Here is a 15938-nt window from a genome sequence, read left to right on the forward strand (position 1 = left end):
GGGTCTCAGCCTCCGATGTGGGTCAGACCGCCCATATAGGGTTGCAGGGCGGCGGGGACAGCGATGCGGCCGTCCTCGTCCTGATAGTTCTCCATGATGGCGACAAGAGTGCGACCGACGGCCAGACCCGAGCCGTTCAGCGTATGGACGAACTCGGTCTTCTTCTCGCCCGCGCGCTTGAACCGGGCGTCCATGCGCCGCGCCTGGAAGTCCCCGCAGTTGGAGCAGGAGCTGATCTCGCGATAGGTGTCCTGCGACGGCAACCAGACCTCGAGGTCGAACGTCTTGCGGGCCGTGAAGCCCATGTCGCCCTTGCACAGCAGCATCTTGCGATAGGGCAACTCCAGCTTCTGCAGCACCGCCTCGGCGCAGCCCGTCATCCGCTCGTGCTCGGCGTCGGAATCCTCGGGCCGGGTGATGGAGACCATCTCGACCTTGGTGAACTGGTGCTGGCGGATCAGGCCGCGCGTATCGCGCCCCGCCGACCCCGCCTCGGCCCGGAAACAGGGTGTCAGGGCCGTCAGACGCATCGGCGTGGCGATCTCCGCCTCATCGAGGATCTGTTCGCGCACGAGATTGGTCAGGGAGACCTCGGCGGTGGGGATGAGGAAGTGGTCGCCCGCGCGGAAGAGATCTTCCTCGAACTTCGGCAGCTGTCCGGTGCCGAACATCGCCTCGTCCTTGACCATGAAGGGCGGGTTGACCTCCAGATAGCCGTGCTGGTCCGTCTGGACGTCCAGCATGAACTGGCCGACGGCGCGTTCCAGCCGGGCCAGCTGGCCCTTCAGCACGGCGAAGCGGGCGCCCGACATGCGGGCGGCGGCCTCGAAGTCCAGCATCTTCAGGGCTTCGCCGAGGTCGGCGTGGTCCTTCTTGGGGCCCGTGCGGCGCGGTTCGCCCCATTTCGAGACCTCGACATTGCCGGCCTCGTCCTCGCCGTCCGGCACTCCGTCGGCGGCCAGGTTCTGTTCGCGGGCCAGAATGTCGCGCAGCGTCGCCCCGACGGTCTTCTCGGTCTGTTCGAAGCCGGCGATCTCGCCCTTCAGGGTCTCGACCTCGGCCTTCAGCCGGTCGGCCTCGACCATGTCCTTGCGGCCCATGGCGGCGCCGATCAGTTTGGACGCGGCGTTGCGCTTCGCCAGCGCGTCCTGCCCGGCCGTCTGGGCCGCGCGCAGCTCGACGTCCAGCTTCAGGATCTCGGCGACGATCTCCGCGGCATTGTCCACGCCGCGCGACGACCAGCCGGCCACATAGGCGTCCGGATTGTCGCGGAGGGCTCGGATATCATGCATGGCGTCGTCGTTTCAGCTTCGGCGTTTCAGAAGGCGTACGCCTTACCGCCCCCGACGGAGTCGGGCAAACAGGATCAATCCTCCACATTCAACGTTAACCGCATCCCTTCATGCTGAAGCCCTAGCGTCGCGTTCGTCTCAACACATATCGGTTCCATGGCCCCTCGCCGTCAGACCCCGCGCAATGACACGCTCGAAGCCGCACTGGCGCGGGTCTTCGACGCTCGCAACACCAGGGCCAGCTGGTTCGCCCTGACCGGGGGCGAGCCCCTGTTCACTGCTGGCGAAGAGGCCGACAGCCTGTATCTGCTGCGTTCGGGCCGGCTCGGCGTCTTCCGCCGCGAGGAAGGCCAGCCGCCCTATTTCGTCGGCGTCGTGCGCCCCGGCGAGCCCGTCGGCGAAATGGCCCTGATCGCCGGCTCGCCTCACACCGCCGATGTGGTGGCCCTGAGGGATTCCGAAATCCTGGCCCTGCCGCGCGAGGCTTTCTTCGACGCCGTGAAGACCCAGCCCGACGTCATGATCGAGCTATCGCGACTGATGCTGCACCGGGCCCGCGAGCGGACGACCGGCGCGACCGAGCCCAGCGTCTTCGGCTTCATCTCGGCCCGCGGCCGGCCCATCCGCGCCTTCGTTGAACGGATCGCCGCCGCGATCGAGGCACAGGGAAATACCTGTCAGGTCATCGACCACTCGGCGCTCTCGTCTGCCTCGGAATGGTTCTCGCGCGTCGAGGACAGCCACGACTATGTCCTCTATGTCGCCGAACAGGACGAGCCCAACTGGGCCTCGCTGTGTGCGCGCCAGGTCGACCGGCTGTTCATCGTCGGCAACGCCCTGACCGCCCCGCCCCGCACCCTGCCCTGGCGCGGAGACGGCGATTTCTCCAATGGAGGGGGCGGAGGACACCAGTTCACCGACCTGATCCTGCTGCGCGATCCGCGCATGCCCCGGCCTGCCAACACCGCTGTCTGGCTGGACGCGCTCGAGCCCGGTCGCTGGTTCCACGCGACCGAGGGGGACGCCGCCGACGCCGAACGCATCGCCCGCGTCGTCACCGGGACCTCCGTCGGCCTCGTCCTGTCGGGCGGCGGCGCCCGCGCCTATGCCCATATCGGCGTCGTCAGGGCCCTGCACGAAGCCGGGGTGACGCTGGACTTCCTCGGCGGCTCCTCCATGGGCGCCGTGGTCGCGGCCGGCCCGGCGCTCGGCTGGACCGATGACGAGCTGGACGCCCGTATTCGCAAGGCCTTCGTCAAGTCGGACCCCCTCTCCGACCTCGCCCTGCCCATCGTGGCCATGACCCGCGCGCGCAAGGTCGCGGGCCTGTTGCAGGACGCCTATGGCGAGATCGACATCGCCGACATGCCCCTGCCCTTCTTCGCGGTCTCGTCCAACCTGACGACAGGCCGGATCGAGGTGCATCGCCGCGGCCTGCTGCGCCGGGCCATGCGCGCCTCCATCTCCATCCCCGGGGTCATGCCGCCGGTGGTCATCAACGGCCAGGTCCTGGTCGACGGCGCGGTGATCAAGAATTTCCCCACCGACGTCATGCGCCAGCTGAACTCCGGCCCCATCGTCGGCTCGGACATGTCCCAGACGCGCGGCGTCGATCCGGCCGGTCTGGAGAACCCGCCGTCATGGTGGAAATGGATCCTGTCGGGCGCCTGGAAGGCCGGCCCGCCGATCGTCTCGATCCTGATGCGCTCGGCGACCATCACCACGGACGCCGAGCTGGAGCGGTCGCGTGAGGACACCGACCTCCTGATCCTGCCCCAGCCCACCGGCGCCGATATCCGCGACTGGAAGATCTACGAGCCCGTGGTCGCGGCTGGCCATGCCGCCGCGGCGGCGGCGCTGGCGGCGCTGGACGGGCCGGTCCCGACCCTGCGCAAGCGCCGGGCGGCCGCCCTGGCCGGCGACGAGGCGCCGTCGGAGCCTGAACCCGCGCCCGAGCCGGCCCCCGCCCGTTTCCTGGGTGGCAAGCGCAACAAGCCGGCAAAGATCAGGGCCTGAACCGCAACCGGTCCCGGCGCCCGGTCGGGTCCGGATTTCAGCAATGTCGGGGGATTTCGCGGCGCGTCCGGAGGGACGCGGGGAGCGATGGTACCACCTCTCAGGCTTGAACTGAGGACCTCCGGTTCCACAAACCGGCGCTCTAACCAACTGAGCTAAGGTGGCGCATCGAAGCGGCGAACCGCGCGAGGGGCGTTCTCTAGCGGCGGTCCGCGCGCCGATCAAGCGGACAATGCGCCGATCACAAAGAACCGCACAAAGAAAAACGCCCCGGAGTTTCCTCCGGGGCGTCTGACCTGGGTTCGTCTCGCCTTAATCGGGCAGGCGGAACGAGGTGGCGAACCGCACCTTGCCGCCGGTGGCGACCCCGTCGACCGAGCGGGGCGACAGGCGGGCGCGGCGGGCCGCGGAGAGAGCAGCAGCGCCGAAGCCGGCGCCCGGAGGCGTTTCCGAAGTGATCGTGCACGCGCTGACCGAACCGTTGGCGTTCACGGTGCACTCCAGCTCAACCCGACCCGTCTCGATACCGCGCGACAGGGCGCGTTCCGGGAACTCGGGGCGCGGTTGCGCCGACCAGCTCGGGTTCGAGATCACCGGAGGCCGCGCCGGAGCCGGCGGAGCCGGGGGCGGAGGCGGTCCGGGGACGATAACCGGAGGACCCGAGTACTCGACGCGGTCTTCCTTCTTCGTCGGCTCGATCGGCAGGGTGATCGGCGGCGGCGGAGCGTTCGGCACCACGACCGGGGGACGGACCTGCAGCTTGGGCGGCGGCGGGGTGTCCGGCGGAGGCGGCGGCGGCGGCGGCGGCGGCGGAGGCGGAGGCGGAATCAGATCCACCTTCACCGCGTCGTCGTTATATTCGATCACCTTGTTCTCGAACTTGGTCCGCTGCACCCAGAGGAGCAGGGCCACGAACAGCAGGCAGACCACGATCAGAGCGATCAGCCAGACGACCGGATTGGCCTTCTTGCGGGGCGCGTCGTAGCGACTGCGGTGATACTCAACGGGAGTGTCTGTCATGTGTGTCCCGTCCTACTTGGCTTTGTCTTCGCCGACGAGCGCGACGCTGTAGAAGCCCGCGTCCTGCAGCGAGTTCATGGCGTGCATGAAGTCACCGTAGCGGGTTTCCTGGTCGGCCCGGATGAAGATCCGTTCCTTGGTCGGGTCCCGACGGCCGATCTGGCTGTTCAGGTCCGCACCCAGGGTGTCAAAGCTCGTCTCACCGTCACCGATGAAGACCCGGCCATCGGTGGTGATCGAAATGAACACCGGCTTGGGCGGATTTTCACCAGGCGGCACCTGGGAAAGGGGAAGTTTCACCTCCACCGACACGGTGGCGACCGAAGACGCCACCATGAAGATGATCAGCAGGACGAGCATGATATCAACGAAAGGCGTGACGTTGATCTCAGCGTTCTGCTCGACGTGATACTTACCGCCGCCCGGTCCTCCGAGTTTGGCGGCCATCCGTCTTACGCTCCCTTGTCGAGCTGACGCGAGACGGCGTTCAGCAGCTCAGCGGCGAAGCCGTCCGAGCGGGTGCCGTAGGCCGAGATGCGGGTGTTGAAGTAGTTGTACATGACGACGGCCGGGATAGCGGCGAACAGGCCGATACCGGTGGCGAGCAGGGCTTCAGCGATACCCGGAGCAACCGAGGCCAGGTTGGTGGTGTTCGACTGAACGATACCGATGAACGAGTTCATGATGCCGTAAACGGTGCCGAACAGACCGACGAACGGGCCGATGGAGCCGGTCGAGGCGAGGAACTGCTGACCACCCGAGAGACGCGAGGCCAGACCGGCTTGCACGGCCGAGACGGCGTGTTGGGCGCGGGCCAGAGCCGAGTCGCGGTGATCGCCGGTGACCGAGAGACCGGCCTGACGCGACAGCTGGATTTCCTCGGTGGCGGCGGCGGCCATGTCGGCCAGCGGGTTGCCTTCGTAGGTTTCGTCCGTCGCGACCTTGTGCATGTCGGCGATGGTGCGGGCGCCGCGGAACTCTTCCAGGAAGCGGTCCGTCTTGCGGTTCAGGCTGCCGAACTCGATCAGCTTGATGATCAGCAGGGTCCAGGAGAAGACCGACGCCAGAAGCAGGCCGATCATGACGACCTTAACGACCGGGGTCGCTTCCATGAACATGGAGATCGGGGTGATGTTGCCGTGCGAGGACTTGGCCTCTTCGGCGGCGGGCTCAGCGGCCGGAGCCGGAGCCGGGGCGGCGGCGGGAGCCGCGGCGGCCGGGGCAGCAGCGGCCGGGGCCGCGGTTTCCTGCGCCAGGACCGGCGAGCTCGCCATAAGGACGGCAGCGCCGGCCATGGCGAGAAGGATGTTGGTTTTCTTCAGCATGTGTCGCCAGTTCCTGTTTCGGTCTTAGCTCTTGGACCCTGGAGCCAGCCGCGAGATGCGACCGCCCCTCCACAAATTCGGTTTGTTCCACCGCCAGGCCGGAATGGCCGACGGCGGAACGCCTTCTATCGCATCCAGTTGCCCCTAGGGGAACCTTCACGTGACGAATGACCCTCGGACGCATGTCCTCAAGCCGCTCGCGCGCTAACGCTTTAGAAAGGCGTCAAGCGTCTTTGGCGAACCGTTATCAGAGCGTCAAGGGCGCATTGGCGCTTTTCGCTCGTGAAGCGAACGCGACGTGCAAAACCCATATGCAGTGGGCGAAAGCGACATTTTGATGATGCCTTGAAGGCATCGTCCCATGCGCGTCGAACATGCCTCACGGCGATATTCGAATCCCGACGGAAACCGGTGGCAGTGAGCCAGGAGATTAACAACCGGAGGGAAGGCCGAAGGAGCGGTGGTGCCTGGGGGCGGATTCGAACCACCGACACGCGGATTTTCAATCCGCTGCTCTACCAACTGAGCTACCCAGGCGAACGCTTCCCGTTCGGGAGCGGGGTCTATAAGCGAGCCGATCCGGGGTGTCCAGCACTCGCTGAAAGAAGTTTTCAGTCTTCTTCAAAAGGCCGCCGCGCCGGGCTTCTCACGCCTTCACCAGGCCCGCCTTCCTCGTCCGTCGGCTCGTCGTCGCGCACCGGAATCGCATAGGTCCCGGAGAACCAGCGGCCCAGGTCCACGTCGGCGCAGCGAGGCGAGCAGAACGGCCTGTACTTCGCGTCGGCCGGATGTTTCTGGCAGATCGGACAGGTCGCCATGGCTCAGGCCTCCTCGATCAGAACGCGGCCGGGCGTGGCGGCGGGATCGGGTCTCAGATGGGCGCGCGGCCCGAGTTTTTCTACCAGAGGCGCCGCGATTTCAGCCTCTTGCGGCGTGCACCGGGCGAATAACCGGGGCGCGCGGGTATCGGTCAGCAGGGCGTAGCGCAGCCGCCGCGCGATCGCGATTCCCCGGGTCCGCAAGCTCGCCCGCCCCTCCCCTGCATTGAGCACCTCGTCCAGCGGCGTCGCGCGCCATGGCAGGGACAGCATCAGCACGCCAAATCGATTGAGCGGCCCGAACACGATTTCGGGATCGTCGCCGAATGCGGCCCGCGCGGCCTTCATCAGGGGCTCGGCCTCCTGCCCCGCCCCGACCAGATCCACGGCGACCAGACCGCCCCAGCGGTTCAACCGGATCAGCCGCGCCGCCTCGGCCAGCCCGAGCAGATTCGCCGACTTCGCCCCGCCCGATTTCCCGCCGGCGCCTCTGCCGACGTGGTCGATATCGACCGCAATGAGCGCCCGGGTGCGCTGGATCGCGAGATCCAGACCTGCGCCGGTCAGCACAATCCGGCGCCCCAGAGCCTCCTCCTCCGCCTCCCAGACGGCCTCGATGGCGACAGCGCCGGTCTGGACCTCCACCCGCGGCGCGAGCACGGCCAGGGCCTCCGCCACCGTGGGTCCGGCCTTCAACAGCCTTGGCTCGCCCTCAGCCGCGCCAATCCGTCGCAGGGTCGCCGCCTTGGCCTCGCGCGGCTCAGCGGAGACCTCGACCTCGATCTTCTGGCCCTGTTTCAGGTCGTGGGACTTGTTGAGCGGCAGGAAGCCTGTCTGACCCCCGCCCAGATCGATGAAGGCGCCTCTCAGCCCCGCGTCGATCTCCGCCACACGGCCGACCGAGCGCGCGCCAAGCTTCAGCGCCGCAGGATCGCCGTCGCGTTCGATCAGAATGTGGGTATAGCGGCCGTCGCGCGCGATCAGGCCACGCGTCTCGCCGGGCGTCTGGTCGAGGAAGACCTCGATCTCCCCGCTCATCGGCTTATTTCCGCCAGCCGGCGCCGGCCAGCAGATTGACCGTCTCGAACAGCGGCAGGCCCATGACCGCCGGATAGCTGCCGACGATACGGGTGACGAAGGCGCCTGCGGGACCCTGGATGCCGTAGCCGCCCGCCTTGCCGCGCCAGTCGCCGCCGGCGACATAGTCGGCGATCTCACCGGGAGACAGGACCTTGAAGCTGACGCGGGTATCGACCACCCGGGTGCGGACCTTGCCCTCATGGGCCACGGCGACACCAGTGAAAACGCGGTGATTGCGTCCGGACAGAAGGGTCAGGAAGCGGGTGACCTCGGCCTCGTCAGCGGCCTTTTCCAGCAGACGGCGACCGACGGCGACCACGGTGTCAGCGGCCAGGACCACGGCCTCGGGCGACCGGGCCGCGACGACCTCGGCCTTGGACCGGGCCAGACGCACCGCCAGCCGCGACGGTGTCTCGTCGCGTTGCGGCGTCTCGTCGATGTCGGCGGGATCGATGCGATCGGGTTTGATCCCGATCAGCGCCAGCAATTCGATGCGGCGCGGGCTGGACGACGCCAGCACCAATTCAGGCTGGGTACGCACCCAGCCTTACTTGAAGCGGTAGGTGATGCGGCCCTTGGTCAGGTCGTAGGGCGTCATCTCGACCAGGACCTTGTCGCCGGCCAGGACGCGGATGCGGTTCTTGCGCATCTTGCCGGCGGTGTGGGCGATGATCTCGTGGTTGTTGTCCTCGAGCAGAACTCGGAACGTGGCGTTCGGCAGCAGTTCGCTGACGACACCGGGAAACTCGAGCAGTTCTTCCTTAGCCATGCGGCCTCTCACGCCCGGTGAATACGAATCAAGGCTCGCGCCGGGCGGAGCGCGAGCCGTAAGAAGTGGGGGCTAATGCCCGAAAATGCGCAAACAGTCGAGGGCGGGAGGCTATTTGGGCGCCCGCCGCCCGGATTCAACGCCGATAGAGCGCACACACCAGCGTAAACAGCCGCCGCGCCGTCTCGTGGTCGATGGCCACCTTGCCCTTCAGCCGCTCTTCCAGCGCATCGGCGCCTTCGTTGTGGAGACCGCGCCGGCCCATGTCGACGGCCTCGATCTGGCTGGGCGACGACCCGCGCAGGGCTTCGTAATAGCTGTCGCAGATGAGCAGGTAGTCCTTCAGCACGCTCTTCATCGGCGTGAGGGACAGGGCATAGGTGCGGGCGAAGTCCTCGTGCGCCCCCTCCCCAGCGATGTCGAACACCAGCCGGTTGTCCTGCAGCGAGAGCTTGAGCTTGTAGGGCCCGCCGGGCGCGCCCTCGGGCTCGAAGCTGTTCTTCTCGATCAGGTCGAAGATGGCGACGCGACGCTCGTGCTCGATCTCGGCGGTGGCGGCGGGCAGGGTCGCCATGTCCAGATCGACGGCCGAAAGCCTGTGCTCGCTCATGCGGCGGTCTCCGAGGGAGTCGTTTCTTCGGCGGTCGCTTCCAGATGGGTCGGGGCCACTCGGGCTTCCCAACGATCCGAAAGATCCGCGACCACAGCGTCCAGGCACTCGACCTCGACCCTCAGGTCGCCGCCGCCCGCGAACATCAGCGTCACCTTGCCGCCCGGCGCCTCGACCTCCTCGAAGTCGATGGCCAGCAGCTCCAGCGGCGCATCGGGCAGACGCGGCAGGCCCCGGCTCTTGACCGCCATGACGTCGCCGAACTGCATCGCCGCCCGCACCCGGGTGCCGCCGCATTCCCAGCAGAAGCGGCTGAACTCAACCGTCAGCCGCCGCGCGGCCCGTTCCCAGACGATGTCGGCGGGCCGCAGGATGGCGTCCTGAAGCGCGGCGGAGATGATGGCCAGGTCCTCGGCGTCCTCGGCCAGCAACCGTAGCGGCTCATTGGCGCCCGAGCGGACGCTCTCGACCTGTTCGGCGACCTCGGCGGCCGTCGGGGCCGCCTGCATCATGTCCGCGTCAGTGCTCATCCGCCGGTCCTTCCACGGGCGGGCCGTGGATCCGGCGGATCTCGGCCCCGCAGGCCCCCAGCTTCTCCTCGAGACGCTCGAACCCGCGATCCAGATGATAGACACGTCCGATCGTGGTTTCACCCTCTGCGGCCAGGCCGGCGATCACCAGGCTGACCGAGGCCCTGAGGTCCGTCGCCATGACCGGCGCGCCGCGCAGCCATTCGACGCCCGTGACCTTGGCCTCGCCCGCATGGACCGAGATGTCGGCGCCCAGCCGCGCCAGCTCGGGCGCGTGCATGAAGCGGTTCTCGAAGATGTTCTCGTGGATGGTCGAAACGCCCTCGGCCGTGGTCATCAGGGCCATGAACTGGGCCTGCAGGTCGGTGGCGAAGCCCGGATAGACCTCGGTGGCCACGTCGACGGCCTTCAGCCGGCGGGCGCGGTCGCGCTTGATGATGACGCCGTCCTCGGTCGGGGTCACCTCGACGCCGGCCTCGACCATCTTGACCGTCAGGGCCTCGATCAGCTCGGGCCGCGCCTTCGTCAGCCGCACCTCGCCCCCCGCCATCGCGGCGGCGCAGGCATAGGAACCCATCTCGATCCGGTCCGGGATCACCGCCCAGTCCGTGCCCTTCAGCGAGGTCACGCCGGTAATGGTCAGGGTGTCGGTGTCGACGCCCTCGATCTTGGCGCCCATCGAAATCAGGCAGCGCACCAGATCGCCGATCTCGGGCTCGCGCGCCGCGCGCCGAAGCACCGTCGTGCCCTGCGCCAGGACGGCGGCCATCAGGGTATGCTCTGTCGCGCCGACCGAGACGAACGGAAACTCGATCTCGGCGCCCTTCAGCCCCTTGGGAGCCGTGGCCGAGACATAGCCTTCTTCCAGCTCGATCGCCGCGCCCAGCTTGGACAGGGCGTCGATGTGCAGGTCGACCGGCCGCGCCCCGATGGTGCAGCCGCCCGGCAGGGAGACCTTGGCGTGTCCCGTGCGCGCCAGCAGCGGCCCGAGGACGTTGAACGAGGCCCGCATCTGGCGAACCAGATCATAGGGGGCGAAGGTCGAGGTGATCTCGCGGGCGTCGAACAGGGTCTGCTGACCGTCTGGTCCGTCGCTCTCGGTCACCGTCATGCCGAACTGGCGCAGCAGCTGGCCCAGGAATTTCGTATCCGCCAGGCGCGGCATATTGGTCAGCCGAACCGGCTCGGCCGTCAGGATCGAGGCCGCCATCAGTTTGATGGCCGAGTTCTTGGCGCCGCTGACCGGGATTTCCCCGTAGAGCTGGGTGCCGCCGTTTACCGCAATACTGTCCATGTCGATCCTGGCCGCCACTCCGCGACGTGCGGTTCGACGAGCCGGCTATCTAGCGCGCCGCCCCCGCCTTGCGAAAGACCCGCTCAAACGTCCGGCGATGACTTTCCGTTGCCGGAGCTATCAGTGACCCTGGGCCCCCGGCTTCGGCGCCGCCGGGTGGGCGATCTTGCGGCGGCGCAGATTGTCACGCAGCGCCTTGGCCAATCGCGTCGCCTTGGCGGTCTGCTCCGGCGAACGCTGTTGCACGGCGTCTTTCGGGGCGGGCGTTTCGCCCGGCGTCTTCGGCGTTTCGGTCATGGGATACCAAGGCTCGAAAATCTTTCCTCGCACAAGCGCACTTTTCAGTTTGCCCACCGCGAGTCTGTTGGCTATACGGCCGCTTCCTCAGAACGGGCCGCCGTAGCTCAGTGGTAGAGCGCATCCTTGGTAAGGCTGAGGTCGTGGGTTCGATTCCCCCCGGCGGCACCATCTGAGAAGAAAGGCCCGATCCTCACGGATCGGGCCTTTTTCATTCCTGGACCTGTCGTATCGCCCGGACCGCAGGGCGGCTCCCCTCAGGGATAGCCGGGGTAATCGGGCTCGCGCGTGGTCGAATCGCTGCTGAAACCGATGCTGAAGCTCTGGCTCTGCCCCGACAGCGGACGGCCGTAGCCATAGGTCCCGTAGCGGCCATAGCCCGGATAGAAGCCCGGATAGCCGTACAGGCCGTAGCCGTTCTTGGTCCGGCGATATTCCAGATCGACGCGCCCGCTATCGCCGACGGGAATCGAAACGGCGGCCGAATAGGACGAGAAGTCGCCCGTGCCGATCGAGGCGCTGAATTCGCTGTGCATCTTGCGGTCGTCGACCGGGGCCCAGGGATCCGACGCATTGGCGAAAGGCTTGGCGGCCTCGGCGCGCTGGCCGATCCAGCGGTCGATCTGTTCGGCGGTGGTCAGGCCGTGGGCCGTGATCGTCTGGCCCGACGCCGCGGGAACCTCGACCGCGACAGGCGCCGCGGCGTCCGTGACCACGGACTGATGGCCGGCGGGAGCGGTGGTCACCACCCCTTCCGGGTCGTCCGAAGCCATGACGGCGGTCAGGGCGAGAAGAGCGATCAGCATGCGGTCTTACTCCGGGTACACAGGCACTCTAGCGGACATTGCGGCCAAGGTCAGGCCGTTCCGTCTCCGCGCTGCAACGGGTCGGGCAGAGGCTCGCCCTCCGGGACGAACTGCAGGGCCACGGAGTTGATGCAGTAGCGCAGGCCGGTCGGCGGCGGCCCGTCGGGGAAGACGTGGCCCTGATGGCTGCCGCAACGGGCGCAGGTCGTCTCGGTGCGCACCATGCCATAGGACCGGTCAACGATGTCGGTGATATGGGCCTCGTCCACCGGCTGGGTGAAGCTGGGCCAGCCCGTGCCGCTCTCGAACTTGGTCGTGGCCCTGAACAGCGGCAGGCCGCATTCGCGGCAGCAGAACACGCCCGGCCGCTTCTCGCCCAGCAGGACGCCGCAGAAGGGCGCCTCGGTGCCGTGCGACAGCAGGACACGCTTCTCCTCGGCGTTCAGCGAGGCCTCCAGCGCCACGCGCTGCCCCTCCGACGGCGGCGTCAGGTCATAGCCGGACGGAGAGCGGACGGGGTTCGGGACAGTCGATGTGTCGGTCATGGCTTCCAAATGGGAAGGGCCGGGCCGAGGTTCCACCCCTGCCCGGCCCCAAAAGTAACCCCTGCCAATGCGAGACCCGTCCGCGCTCACGCAGCGAGCCGTCGCGCGGCGAGCGTTAGCGCCCTTCCTATTGCATCAAGGTCCCGACCCAGGCGCGCACCGCGGCCTCGTCGGTCGGGTTGCCCGTGTAGGCCAGGCCCGCCGCCGGAACGAAGGCGGTGTTGTTGGCGCGCTGACGCGAGGTCCAGGCCTTGTGGCCGTAGCTGAGGTCCGAATAGTTCGACGGCAGGCGCACCACGGTCGGCTCGATGAAGATCGAGTCGGTCGCGGTGGTCGAACCGGCGATACGAACGTTCGGCAGACGGCTCAGCAGGTCCAGGGTGTCCAGGCAGCCGCCGGCGCAACCGGCGTCGACCAGGACGACGACCGGGCCCGTGATCGGGTTGGCGGCGCCCGTGTCCTGCACCGCGGCGCGGCCCGGCAGGGTGAAGGTCTGCTGACCCGAGGCCAGGGCGGCGTCGAAGGCGGCGACGATGGCGGCCGTCTGTTCGATCACCGGGGCGCTTTCCTGCACGAAGCGCGGGTCGGCCTGCATCCGCCCCAGGGTGTCGGCGTACCACTGACGGTTGGCGGCGGTGGCGCGGTAGGTGATTTCGCCGGCGGCCGGCTGGCGGCTGACGGTGAACTCGGGCGTCCAGATGCGGTTGGCCAGGCCGTAACCGCGCGCGGTCGAGGTGTAGGACTGCCCCTTGGCGCCACGCAGATCCAGCACGAAGCCGTTCCGGAAGGTCGAGGCCTGGGCCAGGACGGTGGCGTTGAACGCATCCCAGCCGGCGGTGTCGGCGAACGAATGGACGCTCAGCCACGGACGGCCGTTGACCTGTTCAATACCCAGGGGCGCGCCCGACGGAACATAGACGGTGGCGCGGTAGGCGGCTTCCAGATCCGCGACATTGGCCGGGATGGGCTTGAGCTCGTACTCGCGCGCACGACCGCGACCGGCCTGGAAGTTACAGAGCGCGGGCACGCCGCTGGTGAAGGGGTTGTTGCGGTTCCACAGCAGGAAGGGCGCGCTCAGCACCCGGCCGGATTCCGAGGTCAGGTCGCCTTCCCAACGGTCCAGCTTTTCCTTGGCCAGATCTTCGGCGGTCTTGCCGAAGCAGTCGACCAGGGCCGCGCCCAGCGGCGGCGTGTTGCGCACGCCCGGCTTGATATAGGTCACGACATATTTGCCGTCGCGCCAGCCGGTGGTGAAGCCGGGCCAGCTGATGCCGAAATAGGGGCTCAGTCCTTCGAAGCTCGGCGTCATGGCGATGTTCGAGTCGCGGAAACCGCCGGCGTAATAGCGCATCAGATAGGCGTGGCTGTCGCCGCTGGTGGCCTGGTTGGCCTTGCCGAGCGCGTCGGCGAGGCCGGCGTCGATCCAGCCGTTGAAGGTCTGGGACGCCGCGCCGCCGACGACGGCGGCGGGGTGGTTGGCGCGCAGCTGGTCATGCGCGGCCTGCAGGTCCTGACGCGCCAGTTCCCGGAAGTCCTGGGCCTGGGCCGATCCGGAGGCGACGACGAGGGCGAGAGCGGCGGCGGAAGCCGCGATCAGACGATGCATCAAGGGAGGACTCCGGGAAGCGGTCACGACGTGTTGCGGCGTGTTAAAGCCGATCCACAGCCGCCTTGCCAAGTCCCAACCCCTGTGACGCGACGTCATGGGCCATCAAAGACTGAAACCGGTCGCTCAGACCGCATTCATCGCAATTTTATCGCCCGCCTGGGCCTTTGTGGCGAGATCGCTCACCGCCTGGATCAGGGCCGGCGGCGTGAAGGGCTTGGCCAGGTGCCGATCGGCGCCCGCCGCCTCCGTTTCCACGAGGTGCTGATCCATGGCGTTGGCGCTCAGCATGACGATCGGCGTCGCCGCCCGGTCGGGCGATCCGGCCTCGATGGCGCGGATGGCGCGGGTCGCGGCCAGCCCGTCCATGACCGGCATCTGCATGTCCATCAGGATCAGGTCGAAGCGTTCAAGGTTGAAGGCCGTTACGGCGTCCGCGCCGTTCTCGACGGTGACCACTTCTATCCCGTACTCGCCCAGGATCAGCTGGACCACGCGCTGGTTCACCGGATGGTCTTCGGCCAGCAGCACTCTCAGGCCGGCGCTCAGCCCGCTGTCCTCATCTTCGGCGGCGATGCCGCCCAGGGCTTCCAGAGCGCGCTGGTCGTAGTCGGCCAGTGACCGGGTGCGGGACAGGGGCACGGTGACGGTGAAGGCGCTGCCCTCCCCCACCGCCGACTGCACCGCGATGGTCCCGCCCATCAGCTCGACCAGGGATTTGCAGATCGACAGGCCCAGACCCGAACCGCCGAAGCGACGCGTGATCGTGCCGTCCGCCTGACTGAACCGTTCGAACACCCCGAAGCCGGCGTCGAAGCCGATGCCGCTGTCACGCACCGTCAGGCTCAGCTGGGCCATACCCGGCCCGGGGGTGTCCTCAGCGACGTCGATCTCCAGCGAGACCCCGCCCTGTTCGGTGAATTTGATCGCGTTCGACAGCAGGTTCATCAGGACCTGCTTGATCCTCAGCGCGTCGCCCAGGAAGTCGCCGCGCGTCGTCGCCCCGATCCGGACGTCGAAGCCCAGCCCCTTTTCCTCGGCCCTGGACCGCTGCATCTCGACCAAGGGGTCCAGCTCGGCCTCCAAATCGAAGGTCGCGATCTCGATATTCATCCGGCCGGACTCGACCTTGGACACATCCAGGATGTCGGACACCAGCCGTTCCAGCGTCGCCCCGGAGCGGGCGATCAGATCGACCATCTCCTTCTGCCGGGGCTCGAGCCCGCTGCGGCCCAGGGTGGCGGCCAGGCCGATGACGCCGTTCAGGGGCGTGCGGATCTCGTGGCTCATATTGGCCAGGAAGTCGCTCTTGGCCTGATTGGCCGCTTCGGCGGCGGCCTTGGCCACGGCCAGGGCGCTCTCGGCGGCCAGCCGTTCGGTGACGTCGCGCGCCACGCCATAGATACGGTCGCCGCGCCGCTTGGCCCGCCACTCCAGCTGGCGGTACTCGCCGTCCTTGCGGCGATAGCGGTTGATGATGCCGAACAGCTCTCCGCCCGTTTCACCCGCTTCGATCCGGGCCATTTCGGCGCGGGTCATCTCGATGTCGTCAGGATGGATCAGGGACAGCATCGCCCCGCCTTCCAGTTCGGCCAGCGAATAGCCCAGGACGTCTTCCCACGACCGGCTCAGCTTGATCAGCCGCCCATCCAGGTCGCGGATGCACAGCATGTCCAGCGAAACGTCGAAGAAGGCCGAGACGTCGAGATTCCCGGTGCGGTCGTTGGCGGCCTCTTCGACGGCGCCCGCTTCTCCGGCGGCGCTCATCTTGACCTCGTGGTCCAACATCAGGCGGAGACTCCGGTACGAAAACGACCCTTCGGCGAGAAGCTACGCCTTAAGGTCTTAACCGTCTTTTGTCGCTCACCGTACAATGTTCAATTTGACGCAGGATACTGTTTCTCAAACGAAACTGTCTCAGTCCTGCACC

The 15938-nt window shown here is 67.5% G+C and carries 17 protein-coding genes and 3 tRNA genes; 2 read left to right on the forward strand and 18 right to left on the reverse strand.

What is annotated here, in order from left to right:
* Positions 1-5: 5 nt before the first annotated feature.
* Positions 6-1292: a serine--tRNA ligase gene (gene serS, locus AC07U0_RS00125; RefSeq protein WP_494718017.1), complete on the reverse strand. Its 1287-nt coding sequence runs from the start codon at positions 1290-1292 to the stop codon at positions 6-8.
* Positions 1293-1448: 156 nt separating this feature from the next.
* Here serS and AC07U0_RS00130 point away from each other — a divergent pair, with 156 nt between their 5' ends.
* Positions 1449-3308 carry a patatin-like phospholipase family protein gene (locus AC07U0_RS00130; RefSeq protein ID WP_494718018.1) on the forward strand — a complete coding sequence of 620 codons (1860 nt, stop codon included), beginning with the start codon at positions 1449-1451 and terminating at the stop codon, positions 3306-3308.
* Positions 3309-3396: 88 nt separating this feature from the next.
* Here the strand turns inward: AC07U0_RS00130 and AC07U0_RS00135 are convergent.
* The 13 genes from AC07U0_RS00135 to AC07U0_RS00195 all read right to left on the reverse strand — a co-directional run bounded on the left by AC07U0_RS00135 (position 3397) and on the right by AC07U0_RS00195 (position 11051).
* Positions 3397-3473, reverse strand: a tRNA-His gene (locus tag AC07U0_RS00135).
* 147 nt (positions 3474-3620) lie between these two features.
* Positions 3621-4328: a TonB family protein gene (locus AC07U0_RS00140; protein WP_494718019.1), complete on the reverse strand. Its 708-nt coding sequence runs from the start codon at positions 4326-4328 to the stop codon at positions 3621-3623.
* Between the two features lie 12 nt (positions 4329-4340).
* Entirely contained in the window at positions 4341-4775 is a 435-nt protein-coding gene (locus tag AC07U0_RS00145) for a biopolymer transporter ExbD (RefSeq protein ID WP_494718020.1), read from the reverse strand.
* Positions 4776-4780: 5 nt separating this feature from the next.
* Positions 4781-5653 carry a MotA/TolQ/ExbB proton channel family protein gene (locus tag AC07U0_RS00150; RefSeq protein ID WP_494718021.1) on the reverse strand — a complete coding sequence of 291 codons (873 nt, stop codon included), beginning with the start codon at positions 5651-5653 and terminating at the stop codon, positions 4781-4783.
* A 461-nt stretch (positions 5654-6114) separates the two neighbouring features.
* Positions 6115-6190: transfer RNA gene (locus AC07U0_RS00155), tRNA-Phe, on the reverse strand.
* Positions 6191-6264: 74 nt separating this feature from the next.
* A complete protein-coding gene (locus tag AC07U0_RS00160) occupies positions 6265-6471 on the reverse strand; it encodes a DNA gyrase inhibitor YacG (RefSeq protein WP_494718022.1) in 207 nt (68 codons plus the stop codon).
* A gap of 3 nt (positions 6472-6474) precedes the next feature.
* Positions 6475-7509: a ribonuclease E/G gene (locus AC07U0_RS00165; RefSeq protein ID WP_494718023.1), complete on the reverse strand. Its 1035-nt coding sequence runs from the start codon at positions 7507-7509 to the stop codon at positions 6475-6477.
* Between the two features lie 4 nt (positions 7510-7513).
* Positions 7514-8092, reverse strand: a complete 579-nt coding sequence (locus AC07U0_RS00170; protein ID WP_494718024.1) for a Maf family protein — start codon at positions 8090-8092, stop codon at positions 7514-7516.
* 6 nt (positions 8093-8098) lie between these two features.
* The gene (gene infA / locus AC07U0_RS00175; RefSeq protein ID WP_131253431.1) at positions 8099-8320 is read right to left on the reverse strand and encodes a translation initiation factor IF-1; all 222 of its coding nucleotides are present in this window, start codon (positions 8318-8320) and stop codon (positions 8099-8101) included.
* 136 nt (positions 8321-8456) lie between these two features.
* A complete protein-coding gene (locus AC07U0_RS00180; protein WP_494718025.1) occupies positions 8457-8930 on the reverse strand; it encodes a UPF0262 family protein in 474 nt (157 codons plus the stop codon).
* Complete coding sequence (locus AC07U0_RS00185; RefSeq protein WP_494718026.1) at positions 8927-9460, reverse strand: DUF2948 family protein; 534 nt, start codon at positions 9458-9460, stop codon at positions 8927-8929. Before AC07U0_RS00185 ends, AC07U0_RS00180 begins: the two co-directional genes overlap by 4 nt.
* Positions 9450-10754 (reverse strand): UDP-N-acetylglucosamine 1-carboxyvinyltransferase, encoded by a 1305-nt coding sequence (murA, locus tag AC07U0_RS00190; protein WP_494718027.1) that lies wholly within the window; start codon positions 10752-10754, stop codon positions 9450-9452. The genes AC07U0_RS00185 and murA overlap by 11 nt, the downstream gene beginning before the upstream one ends.
* A gap of 120 nt (positions 10755-10874) precedes the next feature.
* Positions 10875-11051: a hypothetical protein gene (locus AC07U0_RS00195; protein ID WP_494718028.1), complete on the reverse strand. Its 177-nt coding sequence runs from the start codon at positions 11049-11051 to the stop codon at positions 10875-10877.
* A gap of 96 nt (positions 11052-11147) precedes the next feature.
* On the opposite strand from AC07U0_RS00195, the gene AC07U0_RS00200 reads away from it, so the two are divergent.
* Positions 11148-11222: transfer RNA gene (locus AC07U0_RS00200), tRNA-Thr, on the forward strand.
* Positions 11223-11308: 86 nt separating this feature from the next.
* Here AC07U0_RS00200 and AC07U0_RS00205 read toward each other — a convergent pair.
* The 4 genes from AC07U0_RS00205 to AC07U0_RS00220 form a co-directional block, all read right to left on the reverse strand.
* Positions 11309-11857: a hypothetical protein gene (locus tag AC07U0_RS00205; RefSeq protein WP_494718029.1), complete on the reverse strand. Its 549-nt coding sequence runs from the start codon at positions 11855-11857 to the stop codon at positions 11309-11311.
* 50 nt (positions 11858-11907) lie between these two features.
* A complete protein-coding gene (gene msrB, locus AC07U0_RS00210; RefSeq protein WP_494718030.1) occupies positions 11908-12402 on the reverse strand; it encodes a peptide-methionine (R)-S-oxide reductase MsrB in 495 nt (164 codons plus the stop codon).
* Between the two features lie 127 nt (positions 12403-12529).
* On the reverse strand, positions 12530-14008 hold the full coding sequence (locus AC07U0_RS00215; protein WP_494718031.1) for a hypothetical protein: 1479 nt from the start codon (positions 14006-14008) through the stop codon (positions 12530-12532).
* A 126-nt stretch (positions 14009-14134) separates the two neighbouring features.
* Positions 14135-15796, reverse strand: coding sequence for an ATP-binding protein (locus AC07U0_RS00220; RefSeq protein ID WP_494718032.1), 1662 nt, complete (start codon positions 15794-15796; stop codon positions 14135-14137).
* Positions 15797-15938 lie beyond the last annotated feature (142 nt).

The organism is Brevundimonas sp. GW821-FHT02A10, assembly GCF_059422025.1.